Raw genomic sequence first — 21,566 nt, 5'->3', positions numbered from 1 at the left:
GCAGGAGACGGCTGGCCCATGGGCGACGCGTCAAGGTAGCTTGCCCGGGTGACTGTTGCTGCCGACTCTCCGGGCTGCGTCCTGCGGGTGTGTGTGGTGTCCCACACACACTGGGATCGTGAGTGGTATCATGGCGTCGACCGGTTTGCTCAGCGGCTGACCGCGTTGATCGACGCCTTGCTCCTGCCGCCCGCTACGACGGTCGACCGAGCACCGTTCCTGCTCGATGGGCAGGCCATCACCCTGCGTGACTATCTCGTTCGGCGGACGGGTCAACGAGAGGCGCTGCGGCAGGCCCTCAGCGCGGGGCGCATCGAGGCCGGCCCCTGGTTTGTGTTGGGGGACAACCTCATCCCCTCGGGAGAGGCCATCGTTCGCAACCTGGAAGCCGGGCGGCGGGTGCTGACGGCGCTGGGGACGTCGGCGCCGGCCGTGGCCTATTGCCCGGACACCTTTGGCCACCCGGCCGCGATGCCACTCATTGCCCGCGGTTTCGGGTTGTCGGTCGCCGTCGTGTGGCGCGGAGCCGGTAGCAAAGATGGGCCGCAGGAAGACGCCTTCTCGTGGGCGGCTCCCAATGGAGACCATGTTGCCACCTGCCATCTCCCGCCCGACGGCTACGAATACGGCAGTGCGCTCCCGGTCGATGCCGAGGCGGCGCGGGCCCGATGGGCGCGATTGGCATCACTGTATGCCGTGCGGAATCGTATCGGGGTGACGCTGCTGCTCAATGGCGCGGACCATCACGCTCGACAGCCCGATCTGGACCAGGCACTTGCAGTCTTGCAGGAGGCTGCCGGTTCTGGCGTTCATGTGGACGCGGTCTCGTTGTCGTCGTGGGCAGCGCATTTCCGCGACGCCGTCGCCGCGCGGAGAGAGCCGATCCCCACGGCGCAGGGAGAGCTGCGCGACTCGTACGGCTACACGTGGACCTTGGGCGGCACGTTGGCAACGCGTGCGCATCAGAAACGACAGAACGCACGTCTCGAGCGTGGACTGTTGCGCGATGTGGAACCGTGGTTGGCGCTGGCTCGGCTTCAGGCGCACGAACGGCCCGACCGGTCGACGGCGGCGTCCGATGGACGTATCACCATGGTGCAGCTTCCCGACCTGCTGCACCACGCATGGGAAACGTTGTTGGAGACCCATCCGCACGACACATTGTGCGGGTGTTCGATCGATGAAGTGGCCCGTGCGATGGACCATCGGCAGGAGCAGGTGGCGAGCGCCGGTCGCGGTCTGCGTGAGGCCGCGTTGCATCTGGTGATGGGACACGATGCCGTGAGTGCGCGACGTCGCGTGGCCACATTCGACTGGCGGCGGCTGGTATTGCGCAATCGAAGCGCCCGCCCGCGTGGTGGTGTGGCGGTGGTCGATCTCATCGAGGTCGTGGGTGACGTACCCGTAGGGCCGGGCAGTGGAAATGCCTCCATGCCTGTGGTGCTCCCGGGGACGCCGGCACTCACCGCGGCAGGCTGGCTGATGCAGCCCGTGTCGGTGGCTGCCGAGTACCGTCGACGGGAGTCACCCCAGCACTATCCGGACAACGACCTCGTACGGCGCCAGCGCACGTTGGTGTGGGTGCCACCGATGCCCGCATGGGGGGTGGCGCTGCAGGATCTGTCGGCACCGCCCAATGGCAACGAGCACACCTCGATGCCATCCCTGGTACACACTCGGTCACACACGGATGGCGCAACGACCACCATCCTGATCGACAATTCCATCGTCTCGCTGCAGGCCGTGTTCGATGATGCGGACCAGAGGGGGCTGCGCGGCTCCCGACTGCGGTTGTCGTTGCGTCACGGTGCACGGCACCTCGAACAGCTACTCACACTCGAATCGCGTCAGGATGTTGGCGACAGCTACACCCCCGCACTCCGCGGCGTGACAGAGGTCCTGATTCCCACGCGCTGTGACCTCGTCGAAGAGGGTCCACTGCGTGGGAGTGTGCGCATCGCATGGCGATCGGCCGCTGGTGATATCCGCGCCGATACCACGGTGTCATTGCAGGCCGGTGAGGCATTGCTGCGCTGTCAGGTGCGCGGCCGCAATACGCGCCGTGATCACCGTCTGCAATTCGTGTGGCATACCGACATCGCGTCGGGTGCCGTGATGGCCGACGCCGCCTTCGGGCCGGTTCATCGAGGGATGGCGCCTCGTGTGCCGACCCAAACACCACCGCCCGCCGAATCACGCACGGACACATTGGTGGAGACCGTACCCGCTGGTGAACCGATGCATCGCTGGGTGGCGCATGTTGCGCCTGCGGCCAGTGCGGTGATGATTGCCGATGGCCTGGCCGAGTATGAGGTCGGGGCTTCGCGCATGGCCCTGACACTGCTGCGCGCGGTGGGCGCATTGTCGCGCGCCGACTTGCCGGAGCGGCCCGGTCATGCGGGGTGGCCGGCTCCTGTTCCGGCAGCACAGGCCGCGGGAGCCTTTCGGGCACAAGTCGCGCTGCTCCTGTCTGGCGGGTGGGATGAGCATACCATTGCCGGCATTCGTGATGCCGCCGACGATGTGTTGCTGCCGCTCACCGGCGAGTCGTGGCCCGACTACGAGTCGGATGCTGGCACGGTCTGTCAGGCCGGTCCTCGGTTGCACGGTGCATCGCTCGAAGCGTCGGCCGTCACCGTCTCGTCGGTCGACGAACAGGCCATCGTGTTGCGCGTGGTGAATCTGTCGGACCACCACGCGGAGGGGGCATGGGAACTGCCCGACTCCGGACCATGGCAGGTGTCGCGCTGCCGTCTCGACGAATCGCTTTTGGGGCCCGAAGATGCCGTGCGTGGCAGTGCCACCGAGGGCATGCTGGTCAGCCGACACATCGCATTGCAGGTGGCGCCCCGTGACGTGATGACGCTCAGGGTGCGGCGCGCAGACGACCTCGATCACTGAGATTGATGGTGCGGGTGTCATCGTCACGCACACTCGTGGTGCGTGACTCGCTGAGCCCTTCGCCAAGCATCGTGCAAGCCACCACTGTGGCGATGAGCAGCAGGCCCGGTGTCAATGCAATCCATGGTGCCGTCAGCAGCCATTCCCGGCCGCCGGCGATCATGTTGCCCCAACTGGCTGTGGGTGGCTGCACACCCAGACCGAGGAACGACAGACCACTCTCGAGCACGATGGCATTGCCCACACCCAGCGTGATCGCCACCGTGGCGCTCCCCACGGCATTGGGCAACACATGCCGGGCGAGTACCCGCCACGACGGCACCCCCAGCGCGTCGGCACCTTCCACGTACGATTGTTGACGGACCTGCTGCACCTCGGCACGGCCCAGGCGCATCACCGCCATCCATCCGGTGAGCCCCAGCACCACGATCACCACCCAGAGGCCAGGGCCCCACAGCGCGGCGATCACCAGCAGCAACACGAGACGCGGGATGGCCAGCAGTGCATCGCCCGCCGCCGAGATCACGCGATCGAACCAGCCCGCACGCCAACCGGCCACTGCGCCGAGGGCGATGCCGATGACACCGGACAGCGCCGATCCCGCCACCGCGACCGCGAGCGAGATGCGTGCGCCCACCCACAGGCGCACGAACAGATCACGACCGAAGGCATCGGTGCCCAACAGATGCCAGTGCCCCAAGGCATCACGGCCGAGTGGTGGCACCAGTCGTGTGGCAATGACATCACCGATGCTGCCGGTCGATGCCGGGGCAAACAACGGCACGATGATGGCCAACACGACCATCGCGGTCAGCGTGATGCCGCCAAACAATACGCGGCGATCCGCAGTGCGCAGGGCCGCGAGCATGTGTCTGGCGTTGCGCGATCTCGTCATCGGGCCGACTCCCGCTGCCGCGGATCCAGCCACCACAGCAGCGTGTCGGCGAGCAGATTCGAAAGAATCACTGCCGCCGCATACACCACTGTGAGGCCCAGAACGACCGGGTAGTCGCGACCCGCGATGGCGGTGAGCATCGTGCGCCCGAGACCGGGCCACGCAAAGACCTGCTCCACAAAAACCGAACCGGCGATCACGCCCGGCAAGGTGAGCCCGAACAGCACCACCAGCGGTGTGAGCGCATTGCGCACGATGTGGTGCCACTCCACGCGCGGCGCGGACAGACCGCGCGCCACGGCACTTGTCACATGAGGAGCGAGTGCGGCGTCGCGAAAGCTCTGCCTGGCATATCGGGTCACACCCGCAATGCCGGGAACGCTGAGCACGATCAGCGGCAACACCGCGTGGCGCCATCGATCGGACCAGGTCGATTCCACCGCTCCCGGGTCCTGCATGCCAAACGCCGGCAAACGGAGCCAGGCCGGGGCTTCCAGCCATACGGCCCCCGACGTGAACAGGGTGACCAGCGCCAGCGCCAGCCAGAAACTCGGCGCGGAATACAGCACCGTCCCCACCACGGAAAGCAGCCGATCGGCGAGCGCACGAGCACGCAGGGCCTGCCAGACCCCAAACATCGTGCCTACGAGGAACGTGAGCAGCACAGAAACGCCGCCCAGAAACAATGACACCGGCAGCGCTTCGGCGATGACGGTGGTGACCGGGATCGCGCGCGTGAGACTCTCGCCAAGGTCACCGGTCAGCACACCGCCCACCCAGCGCGCATATTGGATCGGCAGCGGGGCATCCAGCCCGAACTGTGCTCGCAATCGCGCCGTTTCTTCGGCCGATGCTGTGGGCGCCACAAGCAACGTCGCCGGATCACCCGGCGCGAGGTGGATCAGCGCGAAGGTGAACGTGATGACGAGCCAGAGCAGCACGAGCGCATCGAAGACGCGCAGCGAGAATCGGCGCACGGCAGGATGATCGCACCGGGCACCGGTACGTCAACCCGTGGGGCGGGATTGTTCGGCCATGGCATGCGGGCAGGCCGGTATGCCCTGACGCTGGTCGTGTGTCTACTTGCGGCCTGCGGTGCCCCGACACGCGCTCCGGGCACGGTGGTGATGGCATCGGGCAGTGATCTCGAGTCGGGCAATCCGCTGGTCACCATCCATCCGTTGTCCAGGCAACTGCAGCGCCACGCGCTGTTTGTCACGCTGGTGCGTCTGGACAGTGCGTTGCAACCCGTGCCGTACGCTGCCCAGCGTTGGCGCTGGGATACGGATCAGCAGGCCGTGGAGTTTTCGCTGGCGCCCGGACTGCGCTGGCACGATGGCGTGCCCACCACAGCGGCGGATGTGGCCTTCACCTTGGACGCCGCTGCGGATTCGGCGCTGGGCTCACCGCGCCGTGGCGATGTCGGCATCGTGCGTCATGTGGCCGTGCTGGACAGCCTGACCGTGCGCGTGGAGTTCACCGCACCGCAGTCGGTGTTGCCGGTGGTCTTCGCCGAACTGCCTCTTGTTCCCCGGCATCTGCTCGATTCCGTGCCCCGGGCGCGATGGCGTGGGCATGCCTTTGCCACGGCGCCGGTGGGGAACGGCCCGTTCCGTTTTGTGAGTCGCACTCCGGGACGTCGGTGGGAGTTTGCGCGCAACACGGAATTCCCCACCGCACTGGGCGGGCCGCCACAATTGCAGCGACTGGTCGTGGCCGTGGTCGACGAAGCAGCCACCAAATTTGCGGGGCTCGTGAGCGGTGAAATCGATCTGGCGGGCGTGTCACCGGCCATGGCGCATCTGGTTGCGCGCGACTCCTTGCTCACCCTGATGACACCGCCGGTGTTGTTCTCACAAGTGCTAGCGTTCAACACCACGCGCGCGCCGTTCGACGATGCGCGCGTGCGTGAGGCCCTTTCGCTGTCCATCGATCGTGTGCGCCTGGTGCAAGCAGCGGTCGCCGGATACGGAGTTCCGGCAGCGGGCGCTATTCCTCCCGGTTTGCCGTTCTCGAGCAACGCCGCCGCGGCCACCGACACCGCCGCGCGTCGGCAGCAGCTCACACGTGCCGACGCGCTGCTCGACGCCAGCGGGTGGCGTCGCGTCGGTACCGGCGGCACGCGACAACGCCAGGGATCACCATTCACCATCACGTTGCTGACCGTTGGCAGCGGGGACATGGCCGTCGAGCAACTAGTGCAAGCGGATCTGGCCGAGCGGGGCATCACCGTGAACATCCGTGTCATGGAACTCGCCACGTTTCTTGCCACGGTCCGTGCCGCGGACAAGGCCGGGCAGGCGGCCTACGACATGGCCGTGACCGGCGTTCCCGGAGATATCGCACTCGGACATCTTTCTGCGATGTTTGCCTCGGCACAGCGCGGCGGTGCGCTCGACTACACCGGCTTTCACGACGATGGGCTCGATCGGGCGCTGGCATCTGCGCGCACCGCCTCAGCCGTCGATGCTGCTGTGGCATGGCGCGTCGTGGATTCCACGTTGCAAGCCTCCATGCCGGTGGCGTGGCTGTATCACGCCCGGGGCGTTCAGGGGCGCTCGCGGCGTCTGCACCACGTGGTGATGGATTTGCGCGGCGAGCTCACGTCGGTGACGCGGTGGACACGCGAGTGAGTGTATTGCTCCCGCTCGACGTGCATGAACGACGGGCCGCCGTCACCCCAGGACAGTCGCTGGCCGCTCTGGCCGATGGTTTGGCTGCGGAGTTGCAGCCGCTCGAACAGGCGCTGGCGCGGGAGCAACTGCCTGTGCCCGCACAGAAGGCGCGCCTCACACGCCGTGGTGGCCGGTGTCCGGTGCATGGCGTGCTGCTCGACTTCGATCCGTGGCAACCGCATCACCATCACTGCTCCCGATGTGGGCAGGCCTATGTCGGGCAGGAGCATGACGACTGGTGGGCCATGAACGCGCAGTTGTGGACGGTGGAGCGGGCCGTACATGCCGCGGCGCTGCATCTGCTGCGCGGCGCACCGTCACATGCCCATCTGGCGGAGTCCATTCTTTGCCGGTTGGCCGAGCAGTACACCAGTTGGCCGAATCGCGACAACGTGTTGGGCCCTTCGCGCCCGTTTTTCAGCACCTATCTCGAGTCCATCTGGTTGCTGAATGTGGCGCATGCGCTGGCTTTGCTCGAGGCGTCGGGACGCACGCACATCGGCGGAACGGTACGCGACCGGTTGCTCGATCCGTCGAGTGCACTCATTGCGGGATTTTTCGAAGGCCGCTCCAACCGTCAGGTGTGGAACGAGATCGCGATCCTGAGTGCCTGGACGCTGCTTGGCCGAGAATCCGATATCGCGTCGCGTCTGAACAAGTCCGGTTCGTTGCCATGGCTGCTCGAACACGGCCTGCTCGACGACGGAAGCTGGTACGAAGGCGAGAACTACCATCTGTTTGCGCATCGGGGTCTCTGGTACGGTGTGCAGTGGATGCGGGCGACGGGCCGTGACCTGCATGCCGATCTCGACGCGCGTTTTCATCGAGGGTTTGCTGCGCCCTTCGTGGGCGTATTGCCCGACGAAACGTTGCCGGCTCGTCGGGACTCGCAGTACGCGGTCTCGATCAGGCAGTGGCGGGTGGCCGAGTATCTCGAACTCGGCCTGGCCCATCGCCCACAGCGCGAACTGTCGGCCTGGCTCGCGCGCCTCTACGCGCCGATGCTTGGTGGGCACGACGTGCCACGAGCGGGGCGCCGGCTTTCCACCGCTGATGCGGAACGGCATGATCCGCCGGGTTCCCTGTCACGCGCCGACCTCTCCTGGCGCGCATTGCTCATGGCCAGCAACACGGAGGTGGCTGCGGGCGCGATGCCGCCTACCAGCGCGTGTCTGCCATCACAGGGGCTCGCGGTGATCCGGCGCGACGCGGGGCGTGTGTACGTCGCACTCGAAGGCGGCGCAACCGGTGGTGGCCACGGGCATCCCGATCGGCTGGCGCTCACGTTGCAGTCGGGTGGGCATCGGTTGCTGGACGATCCCGGCACCGGGAGCTATGTGGAGCGCCGGTTGCATTGGTATCGCAGCACGCTGGCCCATCACGCACCGCTGATCGACGGTCAATCACAACAACGCCAACCCGCCACGTTGCTGGCGTTCGAAGATCGTGGTGGCGCAGGTTGGATACGCAAGACCGTCGACGGACTCGCTCCGGGCGTAACCGCTACGCGCACCGTGGTGGTGTGTGATGGTCACCTGGTGGATGTGCTGGAATGGGACGCCGATCGGGTGGTGACCCTTTCGCTGCCCATTGCCGCGCAGGCACAGGTGCATGATGTCCACACGTGGCGACCCGTGGATCGTGCCGGCGCCGGAGGACTCGAAGACGGATTCGATTTTCTCGAACAGGTGTCCAAGGCCGGTGATGTGGACGGCGATGCCTGGCGTCGGGATGGCACACCGTTCGCACTCTCAACGGCCGCCGCGCGAGCCTGGTATGCCACCAGCGTGCCGGCGCGCGTGCTGCGGGCGGAAGCACCCGCTCCACCGCTGGCGCCCTCGCACCGTTCGCCCGAGCAGCCCGCCGATACGCCACGGGCGCTGGCCCGCCACTGGCTCGAGGTTGAAGCCGCGCGGGGCTGTATTGTCGGTGTCTGGGCCTGGGCCGCTGATGGGCCTGTGGCGGCCTCTCCGGCCCACGTGACGGCCGTGCGTTTTCCTCGCTTCGACCCCGCCCATATCGGTCCGGATCGTGCTGATGTTGCGCACGTGCATACGGCCGATGGCACCATCAGTGCGCACCGCGCCACCGACACCGGTTGGCAGATCGGACTGACCGCTCGCCATGCCCGAAGCAGCATCGATCTCGATGTATTGCCTCCCGCTCAGGGAAGGGCGGGCCAGGGGCCGGATCTCGAGGAGGGCTTCGGATCTGCCCTCACGCCGGGCGCGATCGCGGCACGTGGTGCGCTCGCCGTGCCGCGGGTCTCTTCACCCACGGTGGGCATACCGCGGCTTACCGATCCGATGCTTGGTGCACGGCTGCTGGAGTTGGGTGAATCGGCCTATCGGCAGACGGAGCAGCCCTGGCACGATGCGCATGCGCCACGCGCGCAGATCCTGCTGGCCACCACGCAGACGCACTTTGTGGTGCGAGTGCGCATGCACATGGGTGACACAGCGGCGCTGTTTGGCACGGGTGCGGAAGATGAGATACCCGACAATCCGCTCGACAACGAACGCGCCGATGTGAATGTCAGCGGTGTGCAGTGGTACGTCACCGCGGATGGCGGGACCTGGCAGGACGCGGGCCTGGTGGTGCCATTGTCCACCCCCGACGGACGTTGCCGGGTGACGCCGCTGGTCCCCGCCAGCCGCGCCGGGGTGTTGGGTGCGTCGCCCACCACCAGTTGGTGTCGTCTGGAGCAGGGCTGGCAGTTGCAGATCGCCTGGGAATTGCCCCGCGTCTTTCAGGCCGAGTCGCATGCGCTCGCGGAAGTCGGTTTTCAGGTGGTCATCAACGAGGCCGCCGTTGGACGCACCCGCCGACTCGGTCAGCTCGCGCTGGCCGGTGGCGGTGGATTTGCCTACCTGCGGGGAGACCGGGAACAGGTCGGCGACACCGTGACACTGCGGTTCGAGTCGGCCCTTGAAATGTCGGCTGGGCCCGAACGGACGACGCCCGGATGACGGGACGTGCTATCTTGGGCAGATGACCGACTCGATCCTCAATGCCGTCACCGTCGTGCTGTACGAATCCCAGGATTCGATCAATATCGGCGGTGTGGTGCGGGCCATGAAAAACATGGGCGTCCGCGATCTGCGCCTGATTCGCCCCTGTCCCTACGATCCCAACCGCGTCGAGCAGGTTGCGCATGACACGCGGGACATCGTCGAGCGCATTCAGCACTTCGAAACCATCGACGAAGCCCTCGCCGATTGTGTGTACGTGGTGGGCTTCTCCGGCCGTCGCCAGGCGGCGCGGTGGCAGCGTCATACGCCGCGCACGGCGGCCGTCGACCTGCTCGAGTTTGCCCAGCAGGGTCGCGTTGCCATCATGTTCGGCCGCGAAGATCATGGCTTGCCCAACGAGGCGCTCGATCGGTCCAACGCCATCTGCACCATCCCGACCACCGAGCACTTCTCGCTGAACGTCGCGCAGGCCTGCTTGCTGGCGCTGTACGAACTCCACATGCTGGCCGGCGATGCCACCAAGCGTCTGCCACCGCCGCGTCACGCCGCCGGCTCGCCCAGCAAGGACGATGTCGAGCGCACCTTTGCGGATATGCGCAACGCGCTGACCGCTATTCGGTACTTCGGGACACGCAACGAAGAACTGATGATGCGCACCTTCCGGTCGCTGGTCTTCCGTGCCAATCCCGATCAGCGGGAATTGCTGCTCATTCGCACGGCCAGCATCGAAGTGTTGCGCACCATCGAACGGGAAACACGCCAGGCGGTGCAACGCGCACTGGCAGCCGTGGGGCACGGTGATACCACGGCCGTGGACATCGATGCTGATCCTGTCACGGTCAGCCAGGCCGACGACGGACCGGCCGCATGACACGCAGCATTGCTTTCGGTGGACTGCCCGATGACGGGTGGCGCGCTCGTGCGGCCGATGTCATCCCGGGCGGGTCGTCTACAGGAAGCAAGCGCCCAGAGGCACTCTATGGCACGCGGGCGTTCGATGCGGCCATGCCCACGCATTTCGAACGGGCCCAGGGGTGCGCACTCTGGAGTACCGATGGGCGTCGTTTCATCGATCTTGGCATGGCCCTGGGAGCGGTGGGCATCGGATACGCGGATCCGTCTGTCACGCAGGCGGTGCACGAGACCGTGCTGCAGGGCAACGTCTCCATTCTGCCGCATCGATTGGAAGTGGAGGTGGCCGAACGGCTCATCGAAGTGATTCCGTGCGCGGAGCAGGTGCGCTTTCTGCGCACCGGCGCCGAGGCCACCGCAGCGGCCGTGCGTCTGGCCCGCACCGCCACCGATCGGGATCGCATCATTGCCTGCGGATACTTCGGCTGGCTCGACTGGTGCAGCGATGCGGCCGGTGTGCCACAGGACGTGCGGGATGCGGTCACCTGGGTGCCGTTCGACGACGTGCTCGCGTTGCGTTCTGCCGTCGCATTGGGGCCGGCACCGGCGGCCATCATCATCGAGCCGCTGGTGCATGACATCGCCTCGTTGGAGTGGCTGCAGGTGGCCCGCGACGAAGCCACACGGGTGGGGGCGGTGTTGATCTTCGACGAGGTGAAGACCGCCTTTCGTGTGCGCACCGGTGGGGTGCAGGCTCTGCGTGACGTCACGCCCGATCTCACCACACTCGGCAAGGCGATGGCCAATGGTTATCCCTTGGCCGCCGTGGTGGGACGCGCCGATGTGATGGATGCGGCGCGACGCACGTGGATTTCCTCCACTGCCGCGTCAGAGGGGACAGGACTCGCGGCGGCACGTGCGGTGCTCGAATGGCATGATCGTCTCGACGTGTGTGACCGCATGGCCTCCGCGGGTGGGCAGTTGCAGCAGATTCTGGGCACGGCGCTCGCGGAAGCGCCATGGGTTGGTGTGCAGGTGGCTGGGCCGCCGGTGATGTGGCGCCTCGTGGCCGATGTGGCCGAGCAGCTCGATGCGTTGGTGGCCGCAGCCGCGCGCAGTGGCGTGCTGCTCAAGCGCGGCGCCTATCAGTTTGGTGCCTTGGCCCATGATGATGCAGCCTGTGACGAAGTCGCTCGTGTACTGCCCGAGGTGATGCAGAGCCTCGTTCCCGGTCCGCGCATGGCCACCTGAGTGACGCGCGAAATCGACACCCGAACAACGTTGCACGAACAGAACCCTCGTTGAACGCCATGACCGCGACCACGCACGCGATCGCATCCCACCATCCCGCCGCGGTGCCGCTCGGCGGATCGGATCCGCTCATCGATCCGCATGCGCACTTTCACACACCGCACACCAACCGCGGTGATTGGCAACGGTACAATCAATCGCGACTCGAGGCAGGACATCGTATCGGCGTGCGGTGTCACGTCGCCTCGGTGCTGGGGTCGTGGGGCCACACCTCACCCACCTACTTCGCCTCGCCGGACGATCAGACGCAAGCGAACGATTGGATGTTCGACTTCGCCGATGCGCAGGGCGCGCGCGTGAAAGCCTACGTGGCCGTGAACCCGAACTTCACCCAACACGCACTCGGCGAAATCACGCGCGGATTGCAGCGTGGCGCGATCGGTATCAAGCTCGCCGCCGGCCGTCGCGCCGATGATGTCTTGCTCGACGATATCGCGCAGGCCGCGGCCGCCGCGCGTGTGCCTGTGTTGCATCATGTGTGGCAGCACCGCCGTCGTGACTGGCCCAATCAGGATGCGTCCGATGGGATCGAACTCGCACGCCTCGCGCAGCGACATCCCACGGTGACCTTTCTGCTCGCACACATCGGCGGTGGTGGCGACTGGGCGCATACACCACCAGCCGTACGTGACGTGCCGAATGTCGTGATGGATCTCTCTGGCAGTGGCATCGATCGAGGGATGATCGATCAGGCGCTGCAGTGGGTGGGGGCCAAGCGCCTGTTGTGGGCGGCCGATCTCACGCTGTGCACCGGCCTCACCAAACTGCGTGCCCTGTCGTACACCGGCGCTTCACCCGACGAGATCGCCGACATGCGTTGGCGCAATGCGGTGCGGATCTTTCCACCGGGCGCGTTCGACCGCGCCGTCGCGCCGGGCGCGCCTTCGGCCGGTGCCTGCCTATGAGCACGACCGCATTGCCTATCGATGTGAGTGCCTGGATTGGCGGGTACCCGTTTCGTGATATCCCGCATCCAGAGCCACAGATCCTCGTGCGGGTGTTGGAGCGCGAGGGGTTTTCCGGGGCGTGGGTGGGACATCTACCCAGCACGTTCTTTCGGGACCCGGAACCCGGCAATCGCACGCTCTATGCGACGCTGGCGCCTCACCGCGAGCACCTGTTGCCCGTACCCCTCATTCGTCCCGACTGGCCTCGCTGGGAAGAGGCGCTCCGGCACGCGCGCGACGAAGGGGCTCCGGCCGTGCGGGCGTGCCCACCGCAATGGGGATTGGGCGCCGGACATCCCGCCATGGCGGAGCTTGCTTATGCCTGTGGAGAAGCGGGTCTCGCGCTGCATCTGACGGTACGCTTCGAAGATCTGCGGCAGCGTCACCACCTCGACACGGCCGGCGATCTATCGGCCGCTTCGGTGCGGGCGCTCGCGCGGTTGCCGGAGTCCAGATGCCGCATGGTGGTGGCTGGTGGGAGCCGAGAGCTCGTCGAAGAGGTGCATTGGGGGCTCACACCCACCGAACAACGCCGGGTTTGGTATGACTGGCATTGGATCTGGGGGCCGCCGGAAGATCATTTTGCGCACCTGGTGCGGACCCTTGGACCAGAGCGGCTGACCTGGAGCAGTTGGTGGCCGTTGCGCCTCACGCAGCAGGCCAGGGCCCTGGTCGACCTGTTGCCAGCCGACCTCTCGCAGTGCGAGCCGTACTTCGCCGATGGTCGCTCGATTGCCGAAGATGCTCGCGGCTGAGCAATCGTCTGGCTACATCATGCGATTGCGCGGCGAATCGCGTGAGCAAGCAAGGCAACGCCTGCGCAAACCCGTATTTTTCACTCGGGTATCTACCCACGTTGTTGTACGCTTTACACTTGCGTACAAATACGGGGCCGGTAATACTTCGCGCTTGCAAGAAACGAGTTGACAGCGACTTACACGGCTTAGGCCGTGGCCACAACGCATGACACGGACATCGCCTTTGCACCGCGGCAGAGGGACGTTCGTTGTCGTGCATGTCGTGCGTCTTCCGCCACCTACGCCTTCCCGGCCCAAAGTCGATGACGGTCAAGAAGAAGTGGACGGTGATTCCCGGGTTCCTCGCGCTGGCTGCAGCAGCCACGCTGCTCTCGGCCTACAGCGGCGCATCGTCGTCGCAGGGGCTTCGCGTCGAGCAACCGGTCAAGTTCGTCCACGCGCCGCATGTGCAGAAGGCAGGCATGAACTGCCTGTATTGTCATAGCGCCGCCAACAAGTCACCCGATCCGGGTAACGCCTCGGTTGCGACCTGCATGGGCTGTCACACGCTCGTGAAGGCGCAGTCCGCGGAAATCAAGAAAGTCGCCGCGTACGCGCAGAAGAATCAGCCGATTCCCTGGAACCGCGTGCACAAGGTGCCGGACTATGTGCAGTTTCCGCACATGCGCCACGTAAACGCCGGCGTCACCTGCCAATCGTGCCATGGTCAGATTCAGAACCAGGGCGCGCAGGGACCGGATACCAATTATGTGGCTGTGCAGCAGGTGAACTCGCTCAACATGGGCTGGTGCATCAACTGCCACGTGCAGGGCTACAAGCCTGCTGAGGGTGCGCGCCTGGCTGGTGAAAAGGTGACGCCCGAGCTGGAAGCGATGCCCCCGAAGAAGGCGCGGTATGATTGCGCCGTCTGCCACTACTGATCATCGACCCTCCACAACGATGACCACAGAAGCGGGGACCGGCGTCAAGCGCCGCGAGTTCCTCAAGATCCTCGGCGCCACTGGCGCCACGACGGCCGTGGTTGGCTGCTCCTCCGAAAAGGTGGGCAAGCTGATCCCGTACGTGACGTCGCCTGACAACACCGTGCCTGGCGTATCGCAGTACTACGCCACGAGCTGCCGCGAGTGTGCAGCCGCGTGCGGTGTGCTGGCTGAAGTGCGCGATGGCCGTCCGATCAAGCTGGAAGGCAATCCCGAGCACCCGCTCAACCGAGGCGCCATCTGCGCGACCGGTCTGGCGGGCATTCAGGGTGTGTACAATCCGGATCGGTACCGTTCGCCAATGGTGCGTGAAGGCAACGCCCTCAAGCCCACCACCTGGGACAAGGCCTACGAGCTGCTCGCGCAGAAGCTCGGTGAAGTCAAGTCGAAGGGGCAGGCTGGCAACGTGGTGTTCGTCAATCAGCACGAGACGGGCACGTTCCCGGGTTTCCTCGATCAGTGGCTGTCGGCGCAGGGCATGCCGGCGCACCTGAGCGTCGACAGCACGGCGCCCATTGCGACGATCGCCGCCAATCAGAAGGCGTACGGTGCCGCATGGCCCGCGCTCAACTTCAGCGCCGCGAAGCTGGTCATCAGCTTTGGCGCCGACTTCCTCGATGGCTGGGGCCACAGCGTTCCGCAGCAGCTCGACTGGGCGGATGCGCGCTCGAAGCTCGATGTCGCGCCGCGCCTCGTGTATATCGGCGCGCGCCGTTCGCTGACCGGTCTCAATGCCGATCAGTGGATCGCCGCGAAGGCGGGCAGTGAGATGGCCATCTGCGCCGCGCTCACGGGTACGGGTTCGGCGGCCGCGGCTGCTGAAGCCGCGAACGTGCCGGTCGCGACCATCGAAGCGCTCGTCAAGGCGGTCGCCGATGCCGGCAACGGTATCATGGCGCTCTGCGGTGTCACCGGGAACGACGCGGTGGAATGCGGCGTGATGGTGGCCGAGATCAACAAGAAGGGTGGTGCCGTGGGCACCACGATCAACACGGCCAAGGCGCACGGTTCCTACACGGGACTCGCGTCGTACGCGGATCTCGCCGCCGCCGTGAAGAACATGGACGCCGGCACCGTGCCGCTCGCCTTTGTGCGTGGCGCGAACCCGGCGCACACCATGCCGAAGTCGGCCGGGTTTGCGGCAGCCTTCGCCAAGGTCGCGTTCAAGGTGTCGTTCTCGTCGATGCCTGACGAAACGGCGCAGTTGGCCGATCTGGTGCTCCCCGACAATCACTGGCTCGAAAGCTGGGGTGATGCCGTCGGTGAGAACGGGCAGATCAGCCTGCAGCAGCCGACGCTCGATCCGGTGTTCGACACGCGCGCCACGGCCGATGTGCTCATCGACCTGGCCAAGAAGGATCAGACGCTCGCGGCCCGCTACAACGTCGCGAACTTCCGTAGCTGGTACATCAGCCAGTTCCCGGGCGGCGCATCGGCGTTTGCCACAGCGCTGACGAAGGCCAGTGTGTCCGGTGCACCGCTGGTGGCGACGTCCACTCGCACACTGGCCACCACGGCCTTGCCGGTCGCGGAAGGCGCGGGCGAATTCTTCGTGCAGGTCTACCCCTCGTCCACGCTGGGCGACGGTGCCGGTGCGAACAAGCCGTGGCTCCAGGAACTCCCGGATCCCGTCACCAAGATCGCCTGGCAGTCGTGGATCGAAGTGCACCCGTCCACGGCCAAGAAGCTTGGCATCAAGGAAGGCTCGCACCTCACGATCGAAACGGCCGCCGGTAAGGTCACCGCGCCCGCCTACATCTACATGGGCGTGCGCACCGACACCGTCGCCATCGCCCTGGGTCAGGGCCACACGGCGTACGGTCGGTTTGCGCAGAACATCGGTGTGAACGCCTACGACCTCGTGTCGCACGGCTGGGACAGCGCCGGTAGTCTGGCAATCGGTTCGGTGAAGGGCAAGGTCACCGTGTCGGCGGACAGCTCACCGCTGGTCACCACCGAAGGCTCCGCCCGTCAGCATGGTCGTGGCATCGCGCAGGCGATGACGCTGGCCGCGCTGCTTGGACAGGAAGCCGAGGACGAACACGGACACCACAACATTCCCGGCCTGCCGTCGCAGGATTTCCGGACCGGCCTCAAGGCTCCGGTCGCGGCGGATGCGCAGGGTGAGTACGCCAATCCCCTGTCCAAGGACAAGGGGATGTACGACGCCGGACACTCGAGCAAGATGGAGAGCCGCCGTTGGGCGATGACCATCGATCTCGCGCGTTGCACCGGCTGCTCGGCGTGCGTCACCGCCTGCTACAGCGAAAACAACATCCCGACGGTGGGTGCGCCCTACCAGGGTCGTGCCCTCAGCCCGATCACGTGGGATGAACGTCCGGGTGCGAACATCATCAAGGGCCGCGAAATGGCCTGGTTGCGTGTCGAACGCTACTACGAAGGCAACGAGAACACGGAAAACGAGTTCTCGCCCGACTTCGAGACGCGTTTCGTCATGATGATGTGCCAGCAGTGTGGCAACGCGCCGTGTGAACCGGTCTGCCCGGTGTACGCGACGTACCACTCGCCGGACGGCCTGAACGTGCAGGTCTACAATCGTTGCGTCGGTACGCGTTACTGCAGCAACAACTGCCCGTACAAGGTCCGCTACTTCAACTGGTTCGGCTACGGCGAACCGGATCGTCGTCAGTATGCCTGGCCGGAGCCGATGCACTGGGGTCTCAACCCCGATGTCACCGTGCGCGGCAAGGGCGTCATGGAGAAGTGCTCCTTCTGCGTGCAGCGTATCCGCGAAGCGGAACACCGGGCACGGTCCGAGGATCGCGATCTCAACCCCGACGAGTTCACGGTCGCGTGCGCGCAGGCCTGCGCCTCGCGGGCCATCATCTTCGGCGATGCTGCGGATGAGAACTGGACGGTTTCGAAGCTCGCCTATGATCGGCGCGCCTACCACGTGTTCGAAGAACTGAACACGTACACGGCGATCGTCTATCTCAAGAAGGTCAACTATCCGGCGCCGGCTGCACCGGCGACGGCCTGAGGAGCGCACGCATGGCATCCGTCGCACATCCGGTGCGTGAGGGCATCCGTGGGCCGAACATCGCGTCGGCCGACGTGCAGCTCCCCGCGGTCCGTGATTACGAGCAGGTCGATCGCGATATCATCGCCACCCTGGGATTCACCAAGAAGTGGTTCCTGGGGCTGTCGATTGCCGTGCTCGCCATGCTCATTGGCGCATCATCCTGGATCTACCAGATCTACTGGGGACTGGGGCAGGCGGGTTACGAACCGCCGGTGATGTGGGGCAACTACATCATCACGTTCGTTTTCTGGGTCGGTATCGGTCACGCCGGTACACTGATCTCCGCCATTCTGTATCTCTTCCGCGCCGGCTTCCGGACCTCGATTTATCGAGCCGCTGAAGCCATGACGGTGTTCGCCGTCATGACGGCAGGTCTCTTCCCGATCATTCACATCGGGCGTCCGTGGAAGTTCTTCTGGCTGATTCCGTATCCGAACTGGCGCCTGTTGTGGCCGAACTTCAAGTCGCCGCTGGTGTGGGACGTCTTCGCCATTTCGACGTATCTCACCATCTCGACCACGTTCCTCTTCATCGGCTTGATTCCCGACATCGCGGTGCTCCGCGACAAGGAAACCAACCCGATGCGGAAGCGGATCCTCAGCATCCTCTCGCTCGGCTGGCGTAACAGCGACCGCGAGTGGCGTCACTTTGCGAAGGCGTACCTGTTCCTCGCCGCCTTCTCGACGCCGCTGGTACTCTCGGTGCACTCGGTCGTTTCCTTCGACTTCGCCATGGCGCTGACGCCGGGCTGGCACGCCTCGATCTTCCCGCCGTACTTCGTCGCCGGTGCCATCTTCTCCGGCTTCGCGATGGTGTGGACGATTGCCATCCCGATGCGGAAGTGGTTCAAGCTCGAGCACTACATCACGCTCAACCACCTCGACGCCACGGCCAAGGTCGTGCTGTTCACGTCGCTCGTGGTGGGCTCGGCGTACATGATCGAGTTCTTCATCGCCTGGTACAGCAGCGTGCGGGCGGAGCAGGAGTTCTTCTGGAACCGCGTGTTCGGTCAGTGGTGGTGGGCGGCCTGGACGCTGCTCCTGTGCAACATGGCGATGCCCATGTCGCTCTGGTCGCAGAAGCTCCGCCGCAACCCGACCTGGCTGTTCATCCTGTCGCTGTTCATCAACCTCGGCATGTGGTTCGAGCGCTTCGTCATCGTGGTGCCGTCGCTCTCCCACGAGTTCGAGCCGTGGCAGTGGGGTCACTACACGGTGAGCTGGGTCGACATGTCGTTCCTCGTCGGCTCGTTCGGTTGGTTCTTCATGTGGTTCCTGCTGTTCGTGAAGCAGTTGCCCGTGATGGCCATCGCGGAGCTCAAGGAAATCGTGGCCCCGCGCGTCAAGCACGCCCACGGACATGGTCATGACCATCATCATGCTGGGGGGCACGAGTAATGCGCGGCGTAACTGGCGCGTTTCATGAGCTCGACACCACGGTGGCGGCCATCGAGGATCTGAAGAAGAAGCGCCTCGGTGATGTCACGGTGTATTCGCCGACCATTCGGCATGAGCTCGATCATGCGATCGACGCCCCCGTCTCCGTCGTCCGGCGTTTCACGCTGGTCGGCGGCCTGCTCGGGGTGAGCTTCGGCTACTGGATCGCGATCTGGTCGTCGAACTACTGGCCGCTCGTTGTGGGCGGCAAGGCGTTCGCCTCGTGGATCCCCTACACGATCATCGGCTTCGAAGTGATGGTGCTGGTCGGTGCACTGTCCACGGTGGCCGGTATGTTCATCAACTCGCGTATTCCGCGCCTCACCACCACCACCGGATATGACGCCCGCTTCTCGGGTGGTTACTTCGGCATCTTCATCGCTTGCGACGCTGCCAAGGCCGACCAGGCAGAAGCCCTGCTGCGTGAACACGGTGCAGCGGAGGTGCGGCGTGAAGCCTGATTCCCTCTCCATGACTTCTGCCGTCACACGCGTGCTGCGTCTGTCGTCCGTGGTGATGCTGCCGGTGGCCTTTGGCGCCTGCAACTGGTTCACGGATTTCAAGACTCAGCCCAGCATCAAGCCGTGGGAGCCGGTCTCGCAGCTCGAGTCCGACACCACCACCCCGCCGCGCGGTCAGCCGGTGGGCTCGGTGCCGGTGCAGGGCATGACGGTCGCCGCCTTCCAGATCAGCTACGCCCCCACCATGCAGGCGGTCGACTCGTTCTCGGTCGTGCCGAATCCGCATCTGGTGACCGAAGCGTCGATCGAAAACGGTCGGAAGCATTACCAGATCAACTGCGCGGTCTGCCACGGCATGGCGGGCGATGGCAACGGTGGCCTCAAGAAGGTCAACGCGGCATACGGCTTCAGCCCGAGCCTGCTCACGCCGCAGGCACTGGGTCGCACCGACGGATACCTGTACGGCATGATCCGGAACGGTCGTGGTTTGATGCCGAGCTACAACCGCATCGAAGATCAGGACCGCTGGGACGTGGTGAACTACCTCCGTGCACTGCAGGGTCAGGGCGCCATCAAGGCGGATACCACTCTGATCGGCTATCCGGGCCAGAACGGCACCACGGTGCCGCGGGCCTCGGCTACGGCGCCCACGCGGCCGTCGCCGTTCGTTCGCCCGACGCAGACCCCCACCCCTGGGTCGCCGAACATCAATTCGGCCACCTTCAAGGGCAACAATGAGTTCGACACCATGCGCAAGCTGCACGTCGGTCCGCCGGCTGAGCATGGCACGCCCAAGGAGAAGCACGAGTGAGCCAGCACTATCACTATCCGGCACGCCAGGAGTTTGCGAAGCGCCTGGCCGCCAAGCCGGTGCCGGCGAGCCTGAAGACCTTCAGTCTTATCGCGGCACTGGTGGGCGTGGCGGTGTTTGCCTTCGGTCTGTTCACCAACCCCGATCGGGCGTGGCAGGCGTTGCACTTCAACTGGATGTACTTCGCGGTGATCTCCACCGCCGGTACGACGTTCGCGGCAGTGCAGCGTATCGTGACGGCGCGTTGGTCGCGTCCGATCATCCGCTTCACCGAAGGCTTCGTCGCCTTCGTGCCGGTGGCGTTCATCATCCTGCTTGGCATCCTGTTCTTCAGCGGTGACCACATCTTCACGTGGGCCGGCCGCGAAGCGGTGCCGACGATCGAGAAGGCGACCTACCTCGATCCGACGTTCTTCCTGCTCCGTGGCATCTTCTTCTTCGGCCTCATCACCGTCCTCCAGTTGCTGTTCGTCTGGCATTCGGTGAAGATGGACGTCGCGGTGCTGCCCGAGTACGGCGCCAAGTGGGCGGCGGGCCTCCGCGCGAAGATGCGCGCGGCATGGTCGGGTGACGAGCGTCGCGAACTGCACACGCAGCATTCGCTGCAGGGCAAGCTCGCGGTCGCGGTCTGCATCGCGTTCCCGATCGGCTGGTGCTTCATGGCATGGGATTACTCCATGACCATCTCGCTGCACTTCCAGCAGACGATGTACGCGTGGATCGTGTTCATGAGCGGCTGGGTGAACATGATCATGCTCACCTCGCTGTTGACCATGTGGTGGCGCAAGCATCTGAACGCCCCGGACGTGGTCACCATGGACCAGCTTTGGGATCTCGGCAAGCTCGGCTTCGCGTTCACGGCGTTCATCGGCTACATCAGCTTCAGCCAGTACCTGGTGATCTGGTACGGCAACTTGCCGGAAGAAACGCACTTCTACCGCCTGCGTCTGTCGGGTGTGTGGAAGACGATGACCACGCTCATCCCGATCTTCGGGTTTGTGCTGCCGTTCTTCGGTCTGATCTCCAAGGCCGCCAAGATGTACCTGCCCACGTTCGTGCTGTTTGCGGTGTGCAGCCTGATCGGTGTGTATCTCCATCGCTACATCGAGATCTATCCGAGCATCTACGGCGAAGCGACGAGCCTTCCGTTTGGCCTGCAGGAAATCGGCACGACGATCGGCTTCATCGGCCTGTGGGCGTTCAGCTACTTCACGTTCATGGATGCCTTCCCCGTGATGCGCGTGTTCATGATGACCACGCCGTTCAAGGATGAAGTGCAGGTGCCGGTTGATCCGCGCACGATGGAACCCCTCCCCGCGCACGAATAAGCTCGGGTAGGAAAGGAAGGAAGGCGCGGGGCGAACGAGCAATCGTTCGCCCCGCGTTTTTTTGTCCTGCTCACTCCGGCCTTTCCAACCCTCCCCCTGATTCATCTTGATATCGTGACGCCGTGGAACCCGCACTCTCCGTAAGCGGAATGGTGCGGCTCGCGGACACCATCGCCGCCACCGCGTCACGATATCA

At 65.1% G+C, this 21,566-nt stretch carries 15 protein-coding genes; 13 read left to right on the top strand and 2 right to left on the bottom strand.

Annotated features, from left to right (window positions below; genetic code table 11):
• The first annotated feature begins 48 nt into the window (after positions 1–48).
• Positions 49–2,901, top strand: a complete 2,853-nt coding sequence (locus GAU_RS10495; protein WP_012683535.1) for a hypothetical protein — start codon at positions 49–51, stop codon at positions 2,899–2,901.
• Here GAU_RS10495 and GAU_RS10490 read toward each other — a convergent pair.
• Together GAU_RS10490 and GAU_RS10485 are read right to left on the bottom strand one after the other, a co-directional pair.
• The gene (locus GAU_RS10490; RefSeq protein ID WP_012683534.1) at positions 2,867–3,796 is read right to left on the bottom strand and encodes an ABC transporter permease; all 930 of its coding nucleotides are present in this window, start codon (positions 3,794–3,796) and stop codon (positions 2,867–2,869) included. The genes GAU_RS10495 and GAU_RS10490 overlap by 35 nt on opposite strands.
• A complete protein-coding gene (locus GAU_RS10485) occupies positions 3,793–4,773 on the bottom strand; it encodes an ABC transporter permease (RefSeq protein WP_012683533.1) in 981 nt (326 codons plus the stop codon). The genes GAU_RS10490 and GAU_RS10485 overlap by 4 nt, the downstream gene beginning before the upstream one ends.
• A 6-nt stretch (positions 4,774–4,779) precedes the next feature.
• Between GAU_RS10485 and GAU_RS10480 the strand changes: the two genes are divergently transcribed.
• The 12 genes from GAU_RS10480 (at position 4,780) to GAU_RS10425 (ending at position 21,370) form a co-directional block, all read left to right on the top strand.
• The gene (locus tag GAU_RS10480) at positions 4,780–6,429 is read left to right on the top strand and encodes a peptide ABC transporter substrate-binding protein (protein ID WP_041265446.1); all 1,650 of its coding nucleotides are present in this window, start codon (positions 4,780–4,782) and stop codon (positions 6,427–6,429) included.
• Complete coding sequence (locus tag GAU_RS10475) at positions 6,426–9,440, top strand: heparinase II/III domain-containing protein (RefSeq protein ID WP_169307654.1); 3,015 nt, start codon at positions 6,426–6,428, stop codon at positions 9,438–9,440. Before GAU_RS10480 ends, GAU_RS10475 begins: the two co-directional genes overlap by 4 nt.
• A gap of 22 nt (positions 9,441–9,462) precedes the next feature.
• The gene (locus GAU_RS10470; RefSeq protein WP_012683530.1) at positions 9,463–10,314 is read left to right on the top strand and encodes an RNA methyltransferase; all 852 of its coding nucleotides are present in this window, start codon (positions 9,463–9,465) and stop codon (positions 10,312–10,314) included.
• The gene (locus GAU_RS10465) at positions 10,311–11,546 is read left to right on the top strand and encodes an aminotransferase class III-fold pyridoxal phosphate-dependent enzyme (RefSeq protein ID WP_012683529.1); all 1,236 of its coding nucleotides are present in this window, start codon (positions 10,311–10,313) and stop codon (positions 11,544–11,546) included. The genes GAU_RS10470 and GAU_RS10465 overlap by 4 nt, the downstream gene beginning before the upstream one ends.
• A 59-nt stretch (positions 11,547–11,605) precedes the next feature.
• Positions 11,606–12,511, top strand: a complete 906-nt coding sequence (locus tag GAU_RS10460; protein ID WP_012683528.1) for an amidohydrolase family protein — start codon at positions 11,606–11,608, stop codon at positions 12,509–12,511.
• Positions 12,508–13,308: a hypothetical protein gene (locus GAU_RS10455; protein ID WP_012683527.1), complete on the top strand. Its 801-nt coding sequence runs from the start codon at positions 12,508–12,510 to the stop codon at positions 13,306–13,308. Before GAU_RS10460 ends, GAU_RS10455 begins: the two co-directional genes overlap by 4 nt.
• 305 nt (positions 13,309–13,613) lie before the next feature.
• A complete protein-coding gene (locus tag GAU_RS10450; RefSeq protein WP_012683526.1) occupies positions 13,614–14,231 on the top strand; it encodes a cytochrome c3 family protein in 618 nt (205 codons plus the stop codon).
• Positions 14,232–14,250: 19 nt separating this feature from the next.
• Positions 14,251–17,292, top strand: coding sequence for a molybdopterin-dependent oxidoreductase (locus GAU_RS10445; RefSeq protein WP_041265444.1), 3,042 nt, complete (start codon positions 14,251–14,253; stop codon positions 17,290–17,292).
• Positions 17,293–17,303: 11 nt separating this feature from the next.
• Positions 17,304–18,731 (top strand): NrfD/PsrC family molybdoenzyme membrane anchor subunit, encoded by a 1,428-nt coding sequence (gene nrfD / locus GAU_RS10440; RefSeq protein ID WP_012683524.1) that lies wholly within the window; start codon positions 17,304–17,306, stop codon positions 18,729–18,731.
• A complete protein-coding gene (locus GAU_RS20815) occupies positions 18,731–19,231 on the top strand; it encodes a DUF3341 domain-containing protein (RefSeq protein WP_012683523.1) in 501 nt (166 codons plus the stop codon). Before nrfD ends, GAU_RS20815 begins: the two co-directional genes overlap by 1 nt.
• Positions 19,232–19,241: 10 nt before the next feature.
• Positions 19,242–20,042: a c-type cytochrome gene (locus tag GAU_RS20810; RefSeq protein ID WP_012683522.1), complete on the top strand. Its 801-nt coding sequence runs from the start codon at positions 19,242–19,244 to the stop codon at positions 20,040–20,042.
• Positions 20,039–21,370 carry a hypothetical protein gene (locus GAU_RS10425; RefSeq protein WP_012683521.1) on the top strand — a complete coding sequence of 444 codons (1,332 nt, stop codon included), beginning with the start codon at positions 20,039–20,041 and terminating at the stop codon, positions 21,368–21,370. The genes GAU_RS20810 and GAU_RS10425 overlap by 4 nt, the downstream gene beginning before the upstream one ends.
• Positions 21,371–21,566: the final 196 nt, after the last annotated feature.

The organism is Gemmatimonas aurantiaca T-27, assembly GCF_000010305.1.
GTDB lineage: Bacteria > Gemmatimonadota > Gemmatimonadetes > Gemmatimonadales > Gemmatimonadaceae > Gemmatimonas > Gemmatimonas aurantiaca.
This window is presented reverse-complemented; position numbering and strand designations above follow the sequence as displayed.

What these genes read in the sequence shown, in the direction of transcription:
- GAU_RS10455 (WP_012683527.1), top strand. Translation starts at nt 12,508, where the DNA reads ATGAGCACGACCGCATTGCCTATCGATGTGAGTGCCTGGATTGGCGGG.
- GAU_RS10460 (WP_012683528.1), top strand. Translation starts at nt 11,606, where the DNA reads ATGACCGCGACCACGCACGCGATCGCATCCCACCATCCCGCCGCGGTG.
- GAU_RS20815 (WP_012683523.1), top strand. Translation starts at nt 18,731, where the DNA reads ATGCGCGGCGTAACTGGCGCGTTTCATGAGCTCGACACCACGGTGGCG.
- GAU_RS20810 (WP_012683522.1), top strand. Translation starts at nt 19,242, where the DNA reads ATGACTTCTGCCGTCACACGCGTGCTGCGTCTGTCGTCCGTGGTGATG.
- GAU_RS10450 (WP_012683526.1), top strand. Translation starts at nt 13,614, where the DNA reads ATGACGGTCAAGAAGAAGTGGACGGTGATTCCCGGGTTCCTCGCGCTG.
- GAU_RS10445 (WP_041265444.1), top strand. Translation starts at nt 14,251, where the DNA reads ATGACCACAGAAGCGGGGACCGGCGTCAAGCGCCGCGAGTTCCTCAAG.
- GAU_RS10480 (WP_041265446.1), top strand. Translation starts at nt 4,780, where the DNA reads ATGATCGCACCGGGCACCGGTACGTCAACCCGTGGGGCGGGATTGTTC.
- GAU_RS10465 (WP_012683529.1), top strand. Translation starts at nt 10,311, where the DNA reads ATGACACGCAGCATTGCTTTCGGTGGACTGCCCGATGACGGGTGGCGC.
- nrfD (WP_012683524.1), top strand. Translation starts at nt 17,304, where the DNA reads ATGGCATCCGTCGCACATCCGGTGCGTGAGGGCATCCGTGGGCCGAAC.
- GAU_RS10490 (WP_012683534.1), bottom strand. Translation starts at nt 3,796, where the DNA reads ATGACGAGATCGCGCAACGCCAGACACATGCTCGCGGCCCTGCGCACT.
- GAU_RS10470 (WP_012683530.1), top strand. Translation starts at nt 9,463, where the DNA reads ATGACCGACTCGATCCTCAATGCCGTCACCGTCGTGCTGTACGAATCC.